The organism is Lentzea sp. NPDC059081, assembly GCF_042738015.1.
Taxonomy (GTDB): domain Bacteria; phylum Actinomycetota; class Actinomycetes; order Mycobacteriales; family Pseudonocardiaceae; genus Lentzea.
In genome coordinates, this window is the sequence record NZ_JBHYGW010000023.1 from 98,389 (window position 1) to 116,200 (window position 17,812).

Annotated in this window: 15 protein-coding genes; 6 read left to right on the forward strand and 9 right to left on the reverse strand. The window is 69.8% G+C overall.

Annotated features, from left to right (window positions below; translation table 11 throughout):
- Nucleotides 1-9: 9 nt before the first annotated feature.
- Complete coding sequence (locus ACFWV3_RS35460; protein WP_382417956.1) at nt 10-2,277, reverse strand: HelD family protein; 2,268 nt, start codon at nt 2,275-2,277, stop codon at nt 10-12.
- 89 nt (nt 2,278-2,366) lie between these two features.
- Entirely contained in the window at nt 2,367-2,786 is a 420-nt protein-coding gene (locus ACFWV3_RS35465; protein WP_382417958.1) for a MarR family winged helix-turn-helix transcriptional regulator, read from the reverse strand.
- Between the two features lie 136 nt (nt 2,787-2,922).
- Between ACFWV3_RS35465 and ACFWV3_RS35470 the strand changes: the two genes are divergently transcribed.
- The 3 genes from ACFWV3_RS35470 to ACFWV3_RS35480 all read left to right on the forward strand — a co-directional run bounded on the left by ACFWV3_RS35470 (nt 2,923) and on the right by ACFWV3_RS35480 (nt 4,466).
- Nucleotides 2,923-3,525 (forward strand): hypothetical protein, encoded by a 603-nt coding sequence (locus ACFWV3_RS35470; RefSeq protein WP_382417960.1) that lies wholly within the window; start codon nt 2,923-2,925, stop codon nt 3,523-3,525.
- A 1-nt stretch (nt 3,526) separates the two neighbouring features.
- The gene (locus tag ACFWV3_RS35475) at nt 3,527-3,745 is read left to right on the forward strand and encodes a DUF6343 family protein (RefSeq protein WP_382417962.1); all 219 of its coding nucleotides are present in this window, start codon (nt 3,527-3,529) and stop codon (nt 3,743-3,745) included.
- Nucleotides 3,746-3,878: 133 nt separating this feature from the next.
- The gene (locus ACFWV3_RS35480; protein WP_382417963.1) at nt 3,879-4,466 is read left to right on the forward strand and encodes a TetR/AcrR family transcriptional regulator; all 588 of its coding nucleotides are present in this window, start codon (nt 3,879-3,881) and stop codon (nt 4,464-4,466) included.
- On the opposite strand, the gene ACFWV3_RS35485 is transcribed toward ACFWV3_RS35480, so the two are convergent.
- From ACFWV3_RS35485 to ACFWV3_RS35495, 3 genes are all read right to left on the reverse strand, one after another.
- Nucleotides 4,454-5,794: a dihydrolipoyl dehydrogenase family protein gene (locus ACFWV3_RS35485; RefSeq protein WP_382417965.1), complete on the reverse strand. Its 1,341-nt coding sequence runs from the start codon at nt 5,792-5,794 to the stop codon at nt 4,454-4,456. The genes ACFWV3_RS35480 and ACFWV3_RS35485 overlap by 13 nt on opposite strands.
- A gap of 502 nt (nt 5,795-6,296) precedes the next feature.
- Nucleotides 6,297-6,656, reverse strand: a complete 360-nt coding sequence (locus ACFWV3_RS35490; RefSeq protein WP_382417967.1) for a VOC family protein — start codon at nt 6,654-6,656, stop codon at nt 6,297-6,299.
- Between the two features lie 12 nt (nt 6,657-6,668).
- Nucleotides 6,669-7,922, reverse strand: coding sequence for a hypothetical protein (locus ACFWV3_RS35495; protein ID WP_382417969.1), 1,254 nt, complete (start codon nt 7,920-7,922; stop codon nt 6,669-6,671).
- Nucleotides 7,923-8,065: 143 nt separating this feature from the next.
- Here ACFWV3_RS35495 and ACFWV3_RS35500 point away from each other — a divergent pair, with 143 nt between their 5' ends.
- Both ACFWV3_RS35500 and ACFWV3_RS35505 read left to right on the forward strand, forming a co-directional pair.
- On the forward strand, nt 8,066-9,406 hold the full coding sequence (locus ACFWV3_RS35500) for a S8 family serine peptidase (protein WP_382417971.1): 1,341 nt from the start codon (nt 8,066-8,068) through the stop codon (nt 9,404-9,406).
- 200 nt (nt 9,407-9,606) lie between these two features.
- Complete coding sequence (locus ACFWV3_RS35505; protein WP_089950817.1) at nt 9,607-10,110, forward strand: DUF3145 domain-containing protein; 504 nt, start codon at nt 9,607-9,609, stop codon at nt 10,108-10,110.
- A gap of 30 nt (nt 10,111-10,140) precedes the next feature.
- Here the strand turns inward: ACFWV3_RS35505 and ACFWV3_RS35510 are convergent, their stop codons facing one another.
- From ACFWV3_RS35510 to lanKC, 4 genes are all read right to left on the reverse strand, one after another.
- On the reverse strand, nt 10,141-11,859 hold the full coding sequence (locus tag ACFWV3_RS35510) for an ABC transporter ATP-binding protein (protein WP_382417973.1): 1,719 nt from the start codon (nt 11,857-11,859) through the stop codon (nt 10,141-10,143).
- Entirely contained in the window at nt 11,859-13,475 is a 1,617-nt protein-coding gene (locus ACFWV3_RS35515; RefSeq protein WP_382417975.1) for an ABC transporter ATP-binding protein, read from the reverse strand. Before ACFWV3_RS35515 ends, ACFWV3_RS35510 begins: the two co-directional genes overlap by 1 nt.
- Nucleotides 13,476-13,617: 142 nt before the next feature.
- Nucleotides 13,618-13,761, reverse strand: coding sequence for a SapB/AmfS family lanthipeptide (locus ACFWV3_RS35520; protein WP_382417977.1), 144 nt, complete (start codon nt 13,759-13,761; stop codon nt 13,618-13,620).
- Between the two features lie 38 nt (nt 13,762-13,799).
- On the reverse strand, nt 13,800-16,361 hold the full coding sequence (gene lanKC, locus ACFWV3_RS35525; protein ID WP_382417978.1) for a class III lanthionine synthetase LanKC: 2,562 nt from the start codon (nt 16,359-16,361) through the stop codon (nt 13,800-13,802).
- A 602-nt stretch (nt 16,362-16,963) separates the two neighbouring features.
- On the opposite strand from lanKC, the gene ACFWV3_RS35530 reads away from it, so the two are divergent.
- A complete protein-coding gene (locus ACFWV3_RS35530) occupies nt 16,964-17,533 on the forward strand; it encodes a hypothetical protein (RefSeq protein WP_382417980.1) in 570 nt (189 codons plus the stop codon).
- Nucleotides 17,534-17,812 lie beyond the last annotated feature (279 nt).

Genomic DNA, 17,812 nt, shown 5'->3' on the forward strand with positions numbered 1-17,812 from the left:
CTCCGTTCGTTAAGAAACGTCCTTCAGCCGGGATAGCACATCCGGCAGCGCCCCGGTGTGCACAACGCCAAGCCGTTGCGTAGCACGCGTCAGCGCGACGTACAGATCCGAAGCCCCCCGAGGCGACTCGGCCAGAATCCCAGCCGGCTCGACCACGACGACGGAGTCGAACTCCAGTCCCTTGGCATCGGTCACGCCGAGCACCACGACCTGCGCCTGCTCCAGGTCGTTGCCTTGGGAGGACGCCGGCACGGCCGACACGACGGCAGACCCCACCGACGGCAGCAAAGCGCCGGGCACGATCACCGCGACCTTGCCGTCACCGACTGCGGCGACCTCGCGAGAGATGAGCGAAGGCACCTCCGCCGCGACCGAGGACACCGCGGAAACCCAAGGCGCCACACCGGTTTCGCGCACGGACGTCGGCGGCACGAGGGACGCGTCGACCGACGCGAGGACGTCGGCGGCCACCTCCATGATCTCGGCCGGGGTGCGGTAGTTCACCGTCAGCTCGGTGAGGCGCCAGCGGTTCTGCACGTACGGCGACAGGACGGAGCCCCACGACGTCGCGCCGCCGATGTCGCCGGTCTGCGCGATGTCGCCCACCACCGTCATGGACTTGCTGGGGCAGCGGCGCATCAGGGTTCGCCAGGCCATCGCGGAGAGCTCCTGCGCCTCGTCCACGATGATGTGGCCGAACGTCCAGGTGCGGTCGGCGGCGGCGCGTTCGGCCGCGGTCTCGTAGCGGTCGACGCCGTGGCGCTGGGCCAGGCTGTACGCGTCCATCAGGTCCGAGGCCATCAGCAGGTCCGGGTCGGCGTCGTCCTCCAGGTCGAGGATGTCGAGGACGCCCTGGGCGTACTCGATGGCCTGGCGGCGCTGGCGTTCGGCGCGGGCCTTGGCCTCCGTGTCGTCCTCGCCCAGCAGCTCGGCCGCCTCGTCGAGCAGCGGGACGTCGGCCGGGGTCCAGTCGTCGGACGTGCGGTGCAGCAGGTCGCGTTCCTCGCGGGTGAACTTCGCCATCGCGCGGTTGCGGCGCTTCGGGTTCTTGTAGAGCTCCGAGAGCAGCGTGAACGGGGTCAGGACCGGCCACAGCGACGAGATCGCGGCCTGGACCTCCTGGGACTCGCGCAGCTCGCGGCGGATGTCGTCCACGTCCGTCTTGTCGAGCAGGTGGTTGCCCAGCCGCGAGGCGACCATGCCGGCGAGCGTCGAGATGACCTCGCGCGCGAACGTGCGGCGGGCCTCGTTGTGCGGGCGGCGGGTGCGGCGGGCACGGCCGCGGGCGTCGGAGATCGCGCGGCGGTCCAGGCGCAGCACGTCGTTGTCGAAGCGGATCTCGACGAACGGCGGCGCCTCCTGGCGGTCGCGCACGGCGGCGGCGACCACGTCGGCCATCTGGATGCGGCCCTTGATCGCCGCGACCTCGGCGGACTCGCGGCCGACGGCGGTCAGTCCCGGGTAGAGCTCGCCGACCGTGGACAGCAGGACGCCGGTCTCGCCCAGCGAGGGGAGGACCTGGCTGATGTAGCGCAGGAACGTCGTGTTCGGGCCCACCACCAGGACGCCGCGCTTCGCCAGCTGCCGGCGGTGGGTGTAGAGCAGGTAGGCGGCGCGGTGCAGGGCCACCGCGGTCTTGCCGGTGCCGGGACCGCCCTGCACGACGACGACGCCGTTGAGCTCGGACCGGATGATCGTGTCCTGCTCGGCCTGGATGGTGGCGACGATGTCGCTCATCTGGCCGGTGCGCGACTCGTTCAGCGCGGCCAGCAGCGTCGCCTCACCGGTCAGGCCCTCGTTGCGCGACGGCGTGGCCGAGTTGATGTCGAGGACCTCGTCGTCGAGGCCGATGACCTTCCTCGACCGGGTCCGCAGGTGCCTGCGCCTGCGCACGCCGTCGGGCGAGGCGGCGGTCGCGAGGTAGAACGGCCTGGCGGCGGGCGCCCGCCAGTCCATCAGCAGCGGCTCGTATTCCTTGTCCTCGTCGAAGAGACCGATTCGGCCGATGTAGAAGCGGTCACCGTTGTGGAAATCGAGCCGGCCGAACGCGAGTCCGTTCTCGACGGCGCTGTACTGAGCCAATTGATCGGTGTACATCGCGACGGACGTGTCGCGCTCGGACCGCATCTGGTGCGTGCCGCCGGTTTGTCGCAACGATTGTGCGAGTCGTTTCGACGTCTGTTCGCGGAGGTCGTCGAGCCGGCCGTACAACATGGCCACGTATTCCTGCTCCGGCTCCATTTCGGCGAGCCGGAGGTCATCGGAGGGGCTTGACAACTTGCCTCATTTCTCGATACGATGCGACGTCGGTTTATCTGCCGACTCGCCCACTCTTGCCCGCGCCCGGTCGCGTGAGCGCAGACTGTCTAATCTACACGCATATCAGCGTGGTGCAGATAGGCCTTGCGCAGCAGTGTGGTCAACGTATCGCGCTCTCGCGGTGTCAGCGACGCCAGCAGCTCCTCCTCGTGCGCGCGGGCCGCTGCCAGCCGTTCCCGCAGGGCCTGTCTGCCGTCCTCGGTGATCGAGACGGTGAACCGCCGCCGGTCCCGCTCGTCCCTGCGGCGCAGGGCGAGCCCGTCGCCCTCGAGGTCGTCCAGGACCGACACGAGGTCGCTGGGATCCATCCGCACGCTGTCGCTGATCCGCTTCTGCGCCACGGCCTCGCGCTCGGAGAGGTGCGCGAGCACGGCGAGGTGCGGTCCGCGCAGACCGGTCCGGCGCGCTTCCCGCACCAGCTGGAGCATCAGGTAGCTGGGAAGACGCAGAAGCTGATCGATGCTCATGACTTCCAGCATAGGAAAGATCTGTCCCCCGATCGTGGGTAGCGCAGCGTGAACAACGCCCTCGGACGAGGGCCGACAGGGTGAGCGTTGGGGTGACGTTTCTCCGCAAACGGCCAGTTCACGGCAAGGTGGGGGTATGACGCGTGCGGAGATCGTCCGGCTCGCCCGCTGTGTGGTGCGCCGGCCCAGGTGGCAGCTCGTGGTGGCCGTCCTGCTGTCCGCGTGGACACTCGCCTGGGTGCTCGGCCAGCTGGCCGACGATCCGCTCAGCCCGCTCGGCGTGCTGGCCTGGACCGGCATTCCACTCGATTCGGCTTCCCTATGGGCCAGGGAGCGCGTCGACGTCCTCGCGTGGCTCGCGACGCTCGGCGGCCTGTGCTGGGCCGCGACCACCGAACAGGGCCAGCTGCCGGCTCTAGCGGGCTGGTTCGCGGTCCTCGTCGCCGGAGAAGCCGCTGGTTACGAGCACGCGGTGCAGCGCGCGATGCTCAGCATGGTCGTGTTCCTGGCGGTGCTGGCGGTCGTGTCGCTGACCGGACGCCGCGCGTTCGTCGTGGACCGGGTCGCGGTCATGCCCAGGGACGTCGTGCGGGCCGGAATCACCGCCGCCGTGCTCACCGCCGTGGTTCCCCTGATCGCTCCCGGACTGGCCGTCACGCGGCTCGTGCGACCCTATGTGACGAAGCCGCCGCGGAACTTGCGCCGGGTTGAGACCCCGCTGCTGAGGGAAACCGGATGAGGTGAGCGACTACCTGCCACCCCCCGCTCCACCGCGCAGCGCACTGACGTTGCGGCTCTGGCTCGCCGCGTTCGGCCTGGTCTTCAACTCGGTCGGGGCCTGGCTGGCGCTCAGAGCTGATCTCGTTTGGCTCGGCGTGCTGTTCTTGCTACTCGTCGCCGTGTGCCTCGTGGACTTCGCCTGGGTGGCTCGCCGCAAACGCCGCGGAGAGCCGGGCTGAAACATGTCGGCAACCTGTGCTGTGCACGCACGCATTTTTGGATAAAGATGTCGGCGTGCATGAAAATCCGGCAAAGGGCAGGTTGGCCAGGGTGATGCGCCGGCAGCCCGTGCAACAGCGCGGAGCGGCCACCGTGTCCGCGATCCTGGACGCTTGCGCGAGCCTGCTGAACGAATACGACTACGACGACATCACCACGGCTCGCATCGTCGATGTGGCCGGAGTGCCCATTGGTTCTTTCTATCAGTACTTCCCGGACAAACGATCCGTGGTGCACGCTCTGGCACTTCGCGGTATGGAGACGTGCCTGCGCGAGATCGAGGACATGTTCGCCGCCGATCTGATCGCGGACACGTGGCGCGAGGCCATGAAGCAGGTCATCGGCGTGTACATGCGGATGCTCGCCGAGATCCCCGGTTTCGGGCGCGTGCGGTTCAGCGACCTGCTCGACAGCCACCGCCTCGACTCGAGCGTCGACCAGTACGAGCTCATGGCCGAACGCCTCGCGGAGCTGTTCGTGAACCGGTTCGGCGCGCACGGCGACGCCCCGGTGATGCTGACGTTCCGGATCGCCGTGCAGACCGCGGACGCGCTGTTCAAGCTCGCCGAACGCGTCGACGAGGACGACCGCGCGTACGTGGTCGGCACGGCGAACGAGCTGCTCACCTGCATGCTCGGCTCGGTGCTGGAGGAACCCCGTGACGAGGCTCAGAGCCCGTAGGCCTCCAGCATCCGCAGCCACACCTCGCTGATCGTCGGGTACGCGGGCACCGCGTGCCACAGGCGGTCCACGGGGACCTCGCCGACGATCGCGATGGTGGCCGCGTGCAGCAGCTCGGCCACGTCCTGCCCGACGAACGTGACGCCGACCAGCGTGCGCGTCCGTTCGTCGACGACCATCCGCGTCTTGCCCTTGTACCCGTCGGCGTGCAGCGACGACCCGGCGACCGCGATGTCGAGGTCGACCACCTTGACGTCCCGCCCGGCCTTGCGCGCCTCCTCGGCGGTGTGCCCGACGAACGCCACCTCGGGGTCGGTGAACACGACCTGCGGCACCGCCACGTGGTCCGCGTTGGCCTGCCCGGCCGACCACGGCTCGGGCTCGCCCCCGCGCGCCCGCTGCAGGATCGCCGACCCGGCCGCCCTGGCCTGGTACTTCCCCTGGTGCGTGAGCAACGCCCGCCCGGTGACGTCACCGGCCGCGTAGAGCCACCGACCGTCCACACCGGACACAAGACCGGTGTCGTCGATCGTCATGGGCTTGCCGTCCTCGGTGGCCGGCACCCGCCCGGTGGCGATGAGGATCTTCTCGCCCTTGACGACCCGCCCGTCCTGCAACGTCAGCTCACCGGGCTTGATCGACGAAGCGCGCCCGTTGAAGAGCACCTCGACGCCGTCCTCGCGCAACCCGTCGACGACGAGCGGCCCGACGAACTCCTCCATCTTGGGCAACGGCCGGTCACCCGACACGACGAGCTGCACCTTCGCCCCGAGCCGAGCCCAGGCCTGCGCCATCTCGACCCCGACCACCCCACCCCCGAGCACGACGAGCGACTCCGGCACCTCCCGAGCCGACGTGGCGTCCCGCGAAGTCCACACAGGAGTGTCGTCGAGCCCGTCGAGCGGCGGCATCTTGGGCACACTGCCGGTGCACACCACCACAGCCTGCCGAGCTCGGTGCACCTCCCCGCCAACAGTCACCTCACGCTCGCCGGTGACCGCACCCTCACCGCGGATGACGTGGATGTTCTCCGACTCGGCCCACTGCACCTGCCCGGAGTCGTCCCAGTTGGAGGTGAAGCCAGTCCGCCGAGCCAGCACCTCCTTCGGATCCAACGACCCCGCGTCGACCCCCTGCACCCGCCGAGCAGCCGCCAGCGCATGACCGGGCCGCAACAACGCCTTGGACGGCATGCAGGCCCAGTACGAGCACTCGCCGCCCACCAGCTCCTTCTCGATCATGGCGGTGGACAGACCACCAGCAGCCGTCCGCCAGGCCACGTTCTCACCGACGGGGCCACCACCGATGACGATGACGTCGAAGTCCATGCCGCTCACACTAGGCCCGCGCGAAGGGTGAGTGCGCGCGCAGAGGGACCAGGGGATGGCGGGACACGGAGAACGGGACCCGCGCACGCCAATGGCGAAGCCGAGGCCTCAAGCGATGCCGAAGGCGAGCAGGAACAACCCCCGCGCACTCGCGACCGCGATGCCGAAGGCGAGCCGGAAAGACCTTGCGCCGATGGGTAGCGGTGAACCCACTCGTGGTTTGCGATTGGGGCTTGACTTTGGGTGCGAGGTGCTACCGCTTGTGGATCGGCCGGTTGCGGAGCATCCGGCCTTTTCCGGCCGAACCAGCGCCTCGCAAGGGCCCCGAAGTCAAGCCCCAATCGCAATCGTCGCGGAGCGGCGATGAACCCCGCTGCTTCGTCCGAGGTGCACGACCACGCTGGAACAGGCACCCAACCGCCCAGCGCAACCACGCTGGAACCCGCACGATCCCACCGCAACCACGCCGGAACCCCGCCGCACGCCACCCGCGTTGAACCCCCTACTCCAACCACATCAAACAAAACGGATGCCCGACAGGATCAGCGAACACCCGGAACCTCTCCTCATCCCGAGCCTCCAAGAACCGAGCCCCCATCCCCAGAACCAGCCCAGCCGCCACCTCGACGTCCTCGACCAGCACATCGAGGTGGAACTGCTGCGACCCCCGAGGATCCGGGAACACCGGCGCCACGTACTCAGGAGCCCGCTGAAAGGCGATCCGAGTACCGGAAGCCACGATGACCACCCAGTCGTCATCACCGCCATCCAACCGAGAAGCCCCCAGCAACTCCGAGTAGAACGAAGCCAGCGCAGCAGGCTCCGGGCAGTCGAGCACGACAGAGCGAAGTTGTCCGACCATGCGGACAACCCTCTACCGAGTGGCAGGCAGCCGCAACGCGGACTTGGCGATCGGGTCGAGCGCGGCGTCGCCGGCCCCGCCGGACCACACCACGAACGTCAGCTGCACGTGGCTGCCCTTGACCGCGCTGGCGAAAGCCGCGTTCTCCAACGGCTTGCCGTCGGGCCCGTGCACACCGCCGGACCCCGGCTGCGCCACGACGGACATCAACGCCCGGGCCGACGGCGCGTCCAGCAGGTCCAGGTCCGCCACCAGCACGGTCACCTGCTTGTCGGACACGATCGTCTCGTAGGTCGCGCGCTGCATCCCGCCGCACTCGTTGGCGATCAGCCACGCCTTCACGTCGCCGAACGCCTGCGCCTGGCAGTCCTTGTCCTTCTTCGCTTCCTTGGGCACGAACGCCGTGCCGTCCACGACCACCGTCGTCGGCTGCGGCACCGTGGGCTCGGTCGTGGCTCCGGTCGCGTTGTCGTCGCCGCCGGACAGCAGCACCAGCAGCCAGATGATCAGGATCAGCGCGACGACCCCGACGGCCGCGAGGAAGGTCCAGCGGGTCCTCTGCGGCTCGGCGCCTTCCGGCAAGCGTTTGCGGGAGAGCGGCCGGCGGACCTGGACCTTGGGGATCAGCATCGTGCTGGCGGAGGCGAGGTCGGGGGCCACGGCGTCGCTGAAGCCCTCGGCGAGGAACGAGCGCGCGTCCGGCGGGGTGCCGGTGGTCTGCAGGATCGCGAGGAGCTTCGCCGCGTGGTCGGCGGTGCACGGCACGGTCGCCGTGGCGAGTTCGCGGGCGGCGGTGAGCAAAGTGGACGGTTTGGGGTGCAGCACGCGCACGCCGCGGTTCAGGTCGACGGTGGGCTGCACGACCTGGCTCACGAACGGGCCGACCGCCACGACAGTGCTGACCGGGAGCGGTTCCGCGCGCATCTTCTGGATCCGCTGGGCCACCGCGGTCGCCGCCGCCACCGCCTCGGCCGCGGGATTGGGTGAGCCGTCCTGGGACACCAGCGGCCAGCCGTCCATCTTCCACTGGTCGTTCAGCGGTGCCTCGAGCTTCACCGCCGGGTCCGGCAGGTCGACGCCGACGATCACCAGCACGCCCTTGGGCAGCACGACGATCGCGTCGAGGGGCACGGGGCAGTCGGGCGGCTGGACGCCGATCAGCGCGATGCCGCCCAGGGCTTGGGTGCCCGTGCCGCACGCGGTGAGGGCGGCACGCACGTCCGCCCCAATGGACGAGGGTTCAGCGCCCAGACGGATCAGCCGCACGAGTCCCTACCTTTCCGCACGGGGGGACACCGTAGCGGTCCGGGGTCGGGCAACCGCAGCCAGTCGAGACATTGCGTGATCGCCGTCACCGGATTGTGGATAACTCGTTGGTTGGATTGCCTGCCTATGTTCACGGAGGGTCTATGTACACACGCGCTGCATCGATCGCCGTACTGCTGGTGGCCGTCGCATCCCCTGTCGCGACGGCCGCGCCGACCTCCACGGTCTACGTCCACGGGACCGACATCGCCGCCGCCGAACAGGCGGTGGCCGCGGCCGGCCTGGAGAAGATCACGAGCTTCCGCAAGATCGGGGTCGTCGCCGCGCGGGGCGACTCCACGCGGATCTCGTCCGCCAGGAGCAAGGCGGGCGTGACGCGCGTCGAGGTGCAGAAACCGATCAGGTTCCTCGGTTCCACCTCGCACACCGCCACCCGCGGCCTCGACGCCCGCAACAACCTCGGGCTCACCGGCGAGGGCGTGTCGGTCGCGGTGATCGACTCGGGTGTCGACCCGACGCACCCGTCGTTCGGCGGCCGGATCGTGCGCAGCCTCAAGAGCCTCTGCCTCGACGGCTCGACGCAGACGAACTGCATCGTGCCGGTGCCGAACTTCCTCGACACGGACACCACGTCGCTGGGCGGTCACGGCACGCACGTCACCGGCATCGCGATCGGCGGCGACGTGCAGACCACCGGTGGGCCCGTGATCCACGGCGCGGCGCCGGGCGCGAAGGGCGTCGTGATCTCCACCGGCGCGGCGATCCTCATCCTCGGTGCGGACGCCGCGCTGAACTGGGTGCTGGAGAACCACAACGCGCCGTGCGGTGCCGGTGTGCCGGCGTCGGCGTGCCCGCCCATCAAGGTCATCAACAACTCCTATGGGCCGTCTGGTGGCGGTGCGTTCGACCCTGAGTCGGTCACTGTCAAGTTGCAGCGCCAGCTCGTGGCCGAAGGAGTCGTCGTCGTGTGGGCCAACGGCAACGACGGCGGCGACGGGTCGGCGAACCTGTCCAACCCGCCCGGCATCGACCCGACCCCCGGCGTGATCTCCGTCGCGTCTTACAACGACCAGGGAACGGGCACCCGCGACGGCGCCGTGTCCGACTTCTCGTCGCGCGGCCTCGCGACGGACCAGTCCACGTGGCCGGACATCTCCGCGCCCGGCGAGAACATCACGTCGTCGTGCCGCCTCTACCTGCCGATCTGCGCCACCGGCCTCGACCCGCAGAACGGTCCGGGACTGCTCGACCTCGGCACGTTCAACACGATCAGCGGCACGTCGATGGCGGCCCCGCACATCGCCGGGATCGTCGCACAGCTGTTCCAGGCGAAGCCCTCCGCGACGCCCGCCGACATCGAGCGGGCGCTGAAGTCGACGGCCCACAAGTACGGCACCGGCTACCAGCCGGCCGGGCCCTACACCTCCTCCTACGACAGGGGAACGGGCCTCGTCGACGTCGTCGCCGCGGTAAACGCGCTCTAGATCACGATCACGCATCGCTCGGCCGGGGAGATCGGGACTTAAGACCTGTATCTGCCCCGGTCGGGTGATGATCGAGCTGGTTCTTATGGCGGACATGCCTCAAGTCGAGGCAGAATGCAGCGAGCGGGAATTCACGGTGATCACCTCACTCGGCAAAGGCGTAGGGGAAGACGTCCCTCGTCGAGCAGCGGAGGTCAGCAGTGAGCACCCGTGGCAGCACCAGTGGCGTGGTCTACGTCCACTCGTCGCCGTCTGCGGTCTGTCCGCACGTCGAGTGGGCGATCTCGGGCACCCTCGGCGTCCGAGTGGACCTCAGGTGGGCAGCGCAACCCGCGGCACCAGGCCAGTTGCGCGCTGAATGCGCATGGACCGGAGACGCCGGCACCGGCGCGAAACTCGTGGCTGCGCTGCGCGCGTGGCCAATGCTCCGCTTCGAGGTGACCGAGGAACCGTCACCTGGTCAGGACGGCGAGCGCTTCTGCTTCGCCCCCGTGCTGGGGCTGTGGCACGCGCGCACGTCGGCCAACGGAGACATCGTGGTCAACGAGGACCAGCTGCGCGCCCTCGCGGTGAGAGCCCGCGGCGGTGAGTCGTTCGCGCACGGCGTGGACGAGCTGCTCGGCGCCGCGTGGGACGACGCGCTGGAACCGTTCCGCCGTGCGGGCGACGGCGCGCCGGTCACCTGGCTGCACCGTGTGGGCTGACCGGATCCTCTAGTCCTGTGTGGACCCCGCTCACCGTTTGGGCAGCGGGGTTTCCTCGCGGTGCGTGGGATCCCAGGCCAGCATCAGCCGCCCGTACAGCGGGGACGTCCTGATCAGCTGCTCGTGGGTGCCGAGCAGCGGTGTGCCGCCGTCCATGACCAGCACGCGGTTCGCCCTCAGCGCCGAGCTCAGCCGGTGTGCGATCACCACGAGAACTCCTTGCCGCTGCGCGAAAGCCCGTTCGACGCGCGCCTCCGCGGCGGGGTCCAGGTGTGACGTCGCCTCGTCCAGCACGACCACGGTCGCGGACGTCACGTAGACCCGCGCGAGCGCGAGGAGCTGTGCCTCACCTGCGGAAAGTCCCTCGCCGGCATGACCGATCGGGGCGTCCAGACCACCGAGCGAGTCCAGAAGCTGTTTGGCGCCAACCTTGTCCACCGCCTCGACGAGGTCGTGGTCGCTGACCCACGGTGCGAGGAGCGAGAGGTTCTCCCGCACGGTGCCGGTGAAGAGGTACGTCTCCTGAGGGATCAACGCGATCGCGTGGTGGCGGATCGACGGCGCCACCCGGTCCACCGGGACACCGCCGAACAGCACGCTGCCGGCGTCCGGTGGCATCAGGCCGGTGAGCAGACCGGCCATTGTGGACTTGCCGATCCCGGAGGGGCCCACCACGGCCAGGTGGTCGCCGGGTCCCAGCGCGAGCGACAGGTTCCGCAGCACCGGCACCGCGCCGGGGCTCCAGCCGAACGTGACGTCCTGCAGCACGAACACGCTGTTCGCCGGGGTCTCGTCACCGGACTCGCCGGCGGGCCGCGGCGCGGTCTCCTGAAGTCGTTTGAGCGCAACCATCAACCGCATCACCACGGTGCTCGTGGTGCGCGCGAGCCCGTGCAGGGCGGGGTTCACCGACGTCGTCAGGTAGACGACCGCCGCGAGCGCCGCGCCCTTGGTGAGCTCGCCCGACGCCACGAGCGGCGGGGCGAAGGCCACGAGCAGCGCGATCGGGGCGAACCCGCCGACCGCGATCACCGCGGCGCGCAGCGAGTTCGCCCACGCGACCGTCACCGCGGCCTTGGCCTGCCGGTCGACCTGCTCGGCGATGTCCCGGTACGCCTCGGCGGCGGCGTCGCAGGCGGCGACGTCGCGCAGTCCGGTGAGCACCGCGCCCGCCGCCTCCGCCGTGCGTTCGTCGGCCACCACGACCTCGCGCTGCCGCCGGGCCAGGGAGGGCAGCATCAGCCCGAACAGCACCAGCGCGGCGACGATCGGCAGGACGACCAGCCAGACCAGCGCGGTTGCCGTGGTCGCGAGGCCGACCAGCGCGGCGAGCGTGGTGACCAGCAGCGCCCGTGCCTGGACCAGCACCCCGGCGGTCGCGTCGCGGACCACCTCGACGTGCCGGGTGATCATCGCGACCGCGCTGGCGTCGGGTGTGCGGCGGTGCGCCGGGTCGCTGAGGACGCCCTCGACGATGCGTCTGACCAGCGCGTCCCGCATGGGTTCCACGACGTCGCCGAGCCGGGCGAACACCTGCCGCTGGCCCAGCGCGCCCACCACCGCCAGGGTGGCGAACGCGAGCAGCCACAGGACGCCGGCCAGCGGTTTTCCGGCCGCGAAGCCCCGGTCGACGGCCGACCCGACGAGCTTGCCGCCGAAGAACGCGGGCACGCCCTCCAGCGTCGACCAGGCGAGCAGGGCCAGGACACCTCTGCGGTGTCCTGCCAGGGTGGAGAGGTAGAAGCGCATCACTGGCCCCCGGTGAACACGGCGCGGTAGTCCTCGTGGTCCCAGAGCGCGCGGTGGGTGCCGGTGCCCCGGACGCGGCCGTTCTCCAGCCACACCACGACGTCCGCCCGCGCGGCCGTCGCCGGTCGGTGCGTGACGACCACCCTGGTCCTGCCGGGCAGCGCCGTGGTGAGGGCTTTGTCCACTTTGGCCTCGGTAACGGTGTCCAGACTGGCGGTGGCGTCGTCGAGGACGAGCACCTCGGGATCGCGGACGATCGCGCGGGCGAGCCCGATCCGTTGCGCCTCACCGCCCGAGAGCGGGACGTCGGCGAGGGGGGTCTCGTAGCCCTGCGGCAACCGGATCAGCACCTCGTGCACCTGTGCGGCGACGGCGGCGTTGCGCACCTGGACCTCGTCGGCGTCCGTTCCGTAGCCGATCGCCCGGCCGATCGTCGTCCCCAGCAACGCCGGGCGATCGAAGGCGTAGCCGACCTCGCCGTCGCGCAGCACCTCGCCGCTGTCCACAGCGGACAGTCCGCCCAGTACGGAGGCCAGCGTGGACTTGCCGGCGCCGGAGCTGCCGACGACCGCGGCGAACGTGCCGGCGGGGAGGGAGAGGGTCACGTCGCGCAGGGCGTCGCCGACGCTGACGTCGCGCAGCTCCAGCACGCCGGCGCCGGGACGGGCCGGCGGACGCCCCGGCACCGGGGTGCCGAGGACCTCGGCGATCCGGGTGGCGGACGCGCGGGTGCGTTCGAGGGCGGTGAGCTGGGGGAGCTGGCCGACGATGCCCATGCCGAGCGCGGCGTAGCCCAGCGCGGCCAGCACGTCGCCGGGGGTCAGCCTGCCCGCCATCACGCCGAAACCGGCGGTGACCAGCACCGCGACCTCCACAGCCGGCAGCAGCAGGCCGGCGCGCCACATCATCCTCGCCTGGGTGCGCCACATGCCCGCGCCCGCCGCGGCGAGCCGGGGGAGGGGGCGCAGCACGCGGCCGGTCTCGGGCCCGGCGATGCCGGCGGCGGCGATCGTGCGGCGGCCCGACACCGCGTCGAGCAGCCTGGCGGAGATGTCGCCGGACACCTCCTGGTAGGCGAGCACGTCGTCGGCGGTGAGCTGCAGGTGCGTGCGGACCAGGACCATCGTGAGCGGCACGCTCACCGCGAACACCGCCGCGACCCGCCAATCCAGCAGCGCGAGCGCGACGACGGCACCCAGCGACGAGACGGCCGTGACGAGCAGGGTGATCAGCGTGACGGCGACACCGGCCGCATTGCCGCAGTCGCCGGTCACCCGGCTGACCGCGTCGCCGGCGGCGAACGGGGAGGGATGGCCGAGGGCCAGGAGCTTGCGGGAGAGCCGGCGGCGCAACCACGCCGTGGCGCGGCTGGTGATGCTCGCGGCGAGCACGATGCCGACGGCGTCGCCGACGATCTCCACCACGGCCAGCACGACCAGGAACAGGACGGTGACCAGCACGAACGTGCCGCTCAACGCCATGTCGACGGCGTTGGCGAGTGCGGCGGGGAGCAGGAGGCCGCCTGTCGTGGCGACGGCGGCGTTGATCAGCAAGAGCCACGGGCGGCGGTCGCGGCGGACCACGGACACCAGCAAGGCGTCACCTGGTTTGGCCATCGGCTGTTCCTCCGCGGGGCGTTTGGGCGCATCATGTGCGAGGGCCCGACAGCTGGCCGGCTGCCGGGCCCTGCAGTGGGCGGGTGAGCGGCATACTTCGCCTATGCCGCTCCCCGGCCCGGAGTTACCTCTGCGGCTTCGTTCAGCAGGCCAGCAGGCTGACGGTGCTGTTCGAGCAGGGCAGCAGGAGCGAGGCGTTCGACACGGCGCCGCCGCCGAAGCCACCCTCGATCACGGTGGTCGACTCGGCGATCTCGAGCTCCTGCATGTCCAGGATGAAGCCCATGACTGTTCTCCTTCTACTTCGGGGGATCGTTCTTACTGCTACCGGCCAGTGGTGGCCGGCGTTCGTGAGCCCAGGAAGGGCAGTGGCGGTGTCGCGTCCACTGTGGACGCGAGAGCGAGCAGGACGCCCGCGCCGCCGGTGTTGAGGTCCATGGACAGCCGGCGCAGCTGCACGCCGGGGAAGGCGAGCCCGTCCCCGTAGCGCACGGCGTGCCAGCCGAGGGCCTTGCGGTGCATCTCGACGGCGTGGTCGAAGCGCTCGTCGCGCAGGTCGCGGTTCGCGTGCGCCAGGGTGGCCATCAGACCGGCCCTGCCCAGCGTGAACGCGGGCTGGATGACGAACTCGCCGGTGCAACCGGTGAGCAGCTCGGGGAGCTTGGCGACGCACGGGCGGTTCGGCGCGGTCCTCGCGAGCTCGGTGAGGACCAGGGCGATGCCCGCGCCGCCGATGCCGACGTACGGGAGCGTCCTGAGCGTGCCGTCGCGCACCTGCAGCGAGCCGTCGACCGCGACCATCGTCTCGGCCAGGTCGCGTTCCAGCGCCCGTTCGGCCAGGTCCAGCCAGCGCTGCTCCCCGGTGTGCTCGTGCAGGCGCAGGAAGAACAGCGCAGGTCCCGACCAGCCGTGCAGCAGCCCGGCGCGCGCCGTGGCGCCGGGTGGCGGTGCCTGGTCCAGCTGCTCGGCGAGCCGGTGGGCCAGCTCCTCGGCCCTGGTCGCGAAGCTCCCGTCGGCGCGCGAGTCCGCGAAGTGCAGCAGGTTGAGCCCGATGCCGGACAGGCCGGCGCTGAGCCCGTGGTCCCGCGTGGCGCGGACGAGCGGGGCGTACCCCTCGACCAGTTCGGTCGCGAGGTCGTGGTGGCCGAAGTTCTCCAGCACGTGCGCGATGCCGTGACCGCCGACGAAGAAGCCGGGCTGCTGGGGCGGGGCGCTCCTCGTCCTGCGGACCAGCCAGTCCTCGTGCTCGGGGTACCGGCCCTCGCCGCTCTCCGCGAGCGCGTGCAGCACTCCCGCCGCGCCGAAGCCGAAGCACGTGCCGCCGACGTCGAACTGCTCGACGTCACCGGGGAAGAGCCGGTCGGTGCGCCGCGGGGTCGCGCTGTGCAGGATCGCCGTGGCGATCTCCTTGCGCACGACCGTCCAATCAGGACTCTCGTCGTCGAACGAGGTGAACGCGGGGTCGGCGGGCGGGTCGACGCGCGGGGTGAGCACGTCGAGGATCTGTCGCTGGTAGTCGTCGCTCAGGCCGAAGCGCTCGGCGGCGACGCGCACGTGCTGGCGCAGCTTGGCCGGTGCGAGCTCCAGCACCGTGTTGAGCGGCAGGAAGAGCCACAGCTTGAGCGCGGCCAGCGGGTAGGCGTCGATGTCGAAGCCGTCGCGGTCGTTCGGCGCCTGGAACCCCGGCGAGCCGAGCGTCGGCCGGTGCACGGCCTCCATGGTGGACGAGAGCTCGAAGTCGATCAGCGAGACCTCGTCGTCCTCGTCGACCAGCACGTTCATCGTGTGCAGGTCGCCGAACACGACACCGCGGTCGTGCACCCGCGCCATCAGGTCCTCGACCTTGGCGATGAGCGTCTGGGCGCGAACGCGGTAGTCGTCGCGCTGTTCGTCGGTGGTGTGCTGGTTCGTCAGCGGGTAGTTGCGGCCGAGCCACTGACCGAGCGACCGCCCCGGCATGAACTCCATCGCGACGAACAGGTGCTCCCACTCCGTGAAGCGGTCGTACACCTCGGGGATGCCGGCGACGCCGTGCAGCCTGGTGAGGATCTCGTGCTCGCGCTCCAGCCGCGCCACGGCGTCGCGCCCCTCGCGGTCGAGCCCGGCGTGCGGCCGCGCCTCCTTGAGGACGACCTCCCTGCCGTCGCTCTTGCGGGTGGCGAGGTAGACGCCGCCGCCGTTGGAGAAGTGCAGCGAGCTCTTGATGACGTACGGGAACTTCGCGGGGTCGCCGGCGTTGCGCTCGTCGAGGTGCGGACGCAGGAACGCGGGCAGCTCGACCCAGTCGGGCGTGCTGAAGACGGGCTTGCGCTTGTCGGCGACGAGCGCGCCGTCAGGACCCTCGATCGCGAGCACCCGCTGCCCGTCGACCTCCAGCCACCGCTCGGCGAACCCGCCGTAGCGCACGAACAGCGGTCCCCGGCCGAAGCGCAGGTCGCTCAGCACGTACGCGCCGTGCTCGCCGTCGAGGAGCCGGCCGAGCTCGGTGCAGATCGTCTCGAACTGCTCGGCGCTCTCCGGGTAGATGGTGACCAGCTTGCCGCTGCCGTCGCGGGGCGCGTACTTGGAGTTGCGGGCGAGGGCGATCGACATCGTCCGCAGGTACTTGAAGGCGATACGTCGTTCGACGCAATAGGCGTAGGTGGCCCCGAGTACCCGAACGGCGTTGTCGAGTCCAGCGGAAACGTGGATTTTCCACCCTTGAGTGGGCAGCTGCACACCTTCGGGTTGCTGGTGCCGCCACACATTGCGCTCAACCATCACCCAGTCGTGTGGGAGCGCGGGCAGATCGGCTGAAAAGTCGTCGTCGGGTGTGCCTTCGGTGCTGCTCTGCAGATCGTAGAACTGCCGGTCCGCGAAGCAGTACGCCTCGTATCTGAGGTCCACCGAATTCCCCTCTCCGACTCGTTTGCGTTTTCTTCGACGCGGCATATTCCCGCACAATTCGGCGCTTATGGCCAATCCGCCGTTAGGGTCATATGGGTGACCCGTTCGTGACCAAAGCACAGCTTCTACTGGCGAGTATGTGACGCGCTGTGATGAGGTTTGGGGCCATCTCACCCGGTCGCAAGGTTTGCTGATCCCGGTTTCGACGACCCTCCGTGCGTTTTTCGCTAAACGGTGCGCTCGGGTTCCGTAAGTAGCGGCGCTGTGACCTGCTTTATTCCACGCGACCGGCGTCGTATAGGAGGGTGGGGGTGGCTACCATGCACACGCTGTGTCGACTGCTCTCTCCGGGTGAAGCCGAAATTGGCATCCAATGCGCGTTTGATGCGGCCGAACGGCGGTACGTACTCCCCCTTTAGTACCCATTCGTAGTATTAGATTGCCCCTCGAAAACTTATGTAGCAATCATTGTTCTAGTGCATGCATGATGTGATTCGCGTCGCACGAAATCATTCGAGTGAAATTTATGTTTTGATGTAACGAGCGTGCTGTTTGAGAACAGCGCGCTGCTGCCGGGCGTGTCGTGCGGCTAGGCTGCGTGCGTGGGGAGCGTGGCGAGCCGATGGCTGGTGCCGGCCGTGGTGGTGATCACCGGTGCCGCGGTGGCGGCCGGAATGGTGGGACGGACCGTGTACTCGCGTCCCGCGGAGGCCAAGGGGGCACCGGTCGTGCCGTCGTCGTCCGTGGGCCCGTTGCCGGGGTCGGCCGAGGTGCGGCTGAGCCCCGACTCGTTCACCCACCCCGACCGGACCTCGGTGCAGCGGGTGCTGCAGGGGTACTTCGACTCGATCAACGCGCGCGACTTCGCCGCCTGGCGGTCGGTGGTGTCGGCTCGGCGGGTGTCGGTCACTCCAGAGGCCGGGTGGGTCGCTGCTTACGACACCACTCGGGATGGCGGGGTGGTCGTGCAGCGGGTCGAGTCCGACGTGGTGGGGCGGCGGTTGCGGGTGCTGATCTCTTTCGTGTCCACACAGGACGTTGCGAAGGCGCCGCCGTTGTTGCCGGAGGCTTGTATTCGGTGGCGGGTTGTTTATGTGCTGGTGTGGGAGGGGGGTGCGTTGAAGGTGGATGACGCGCCGGAGAGCCGGGTTCCTCAGATGGCTCGGTGTTGAGTCGGCTGGTTGTTGGGTTGTTGGTCGGTGGCGTGTGTTGTGTGGGTGGTTGCGTTGTTGCGGGCGGGTTCCTGTTTACGGCGCGGGGCTCTGCCCCGGACCCCGCCAACTGATCAAAGACCGGCCAGCGCCGTCTGCGGGTTGATGGCACGCCGGTTGCTTTGGGCGGCTTGCTGTTGCGTAGGTGGGGCGCGATTCCGTGGGGTGGTCCCGTCACGAGCAGTGCTCGATGCAGCCGCGCGCGAGGAGGGGTGTCAACCCGGCGAAAAGCGTGCCGGG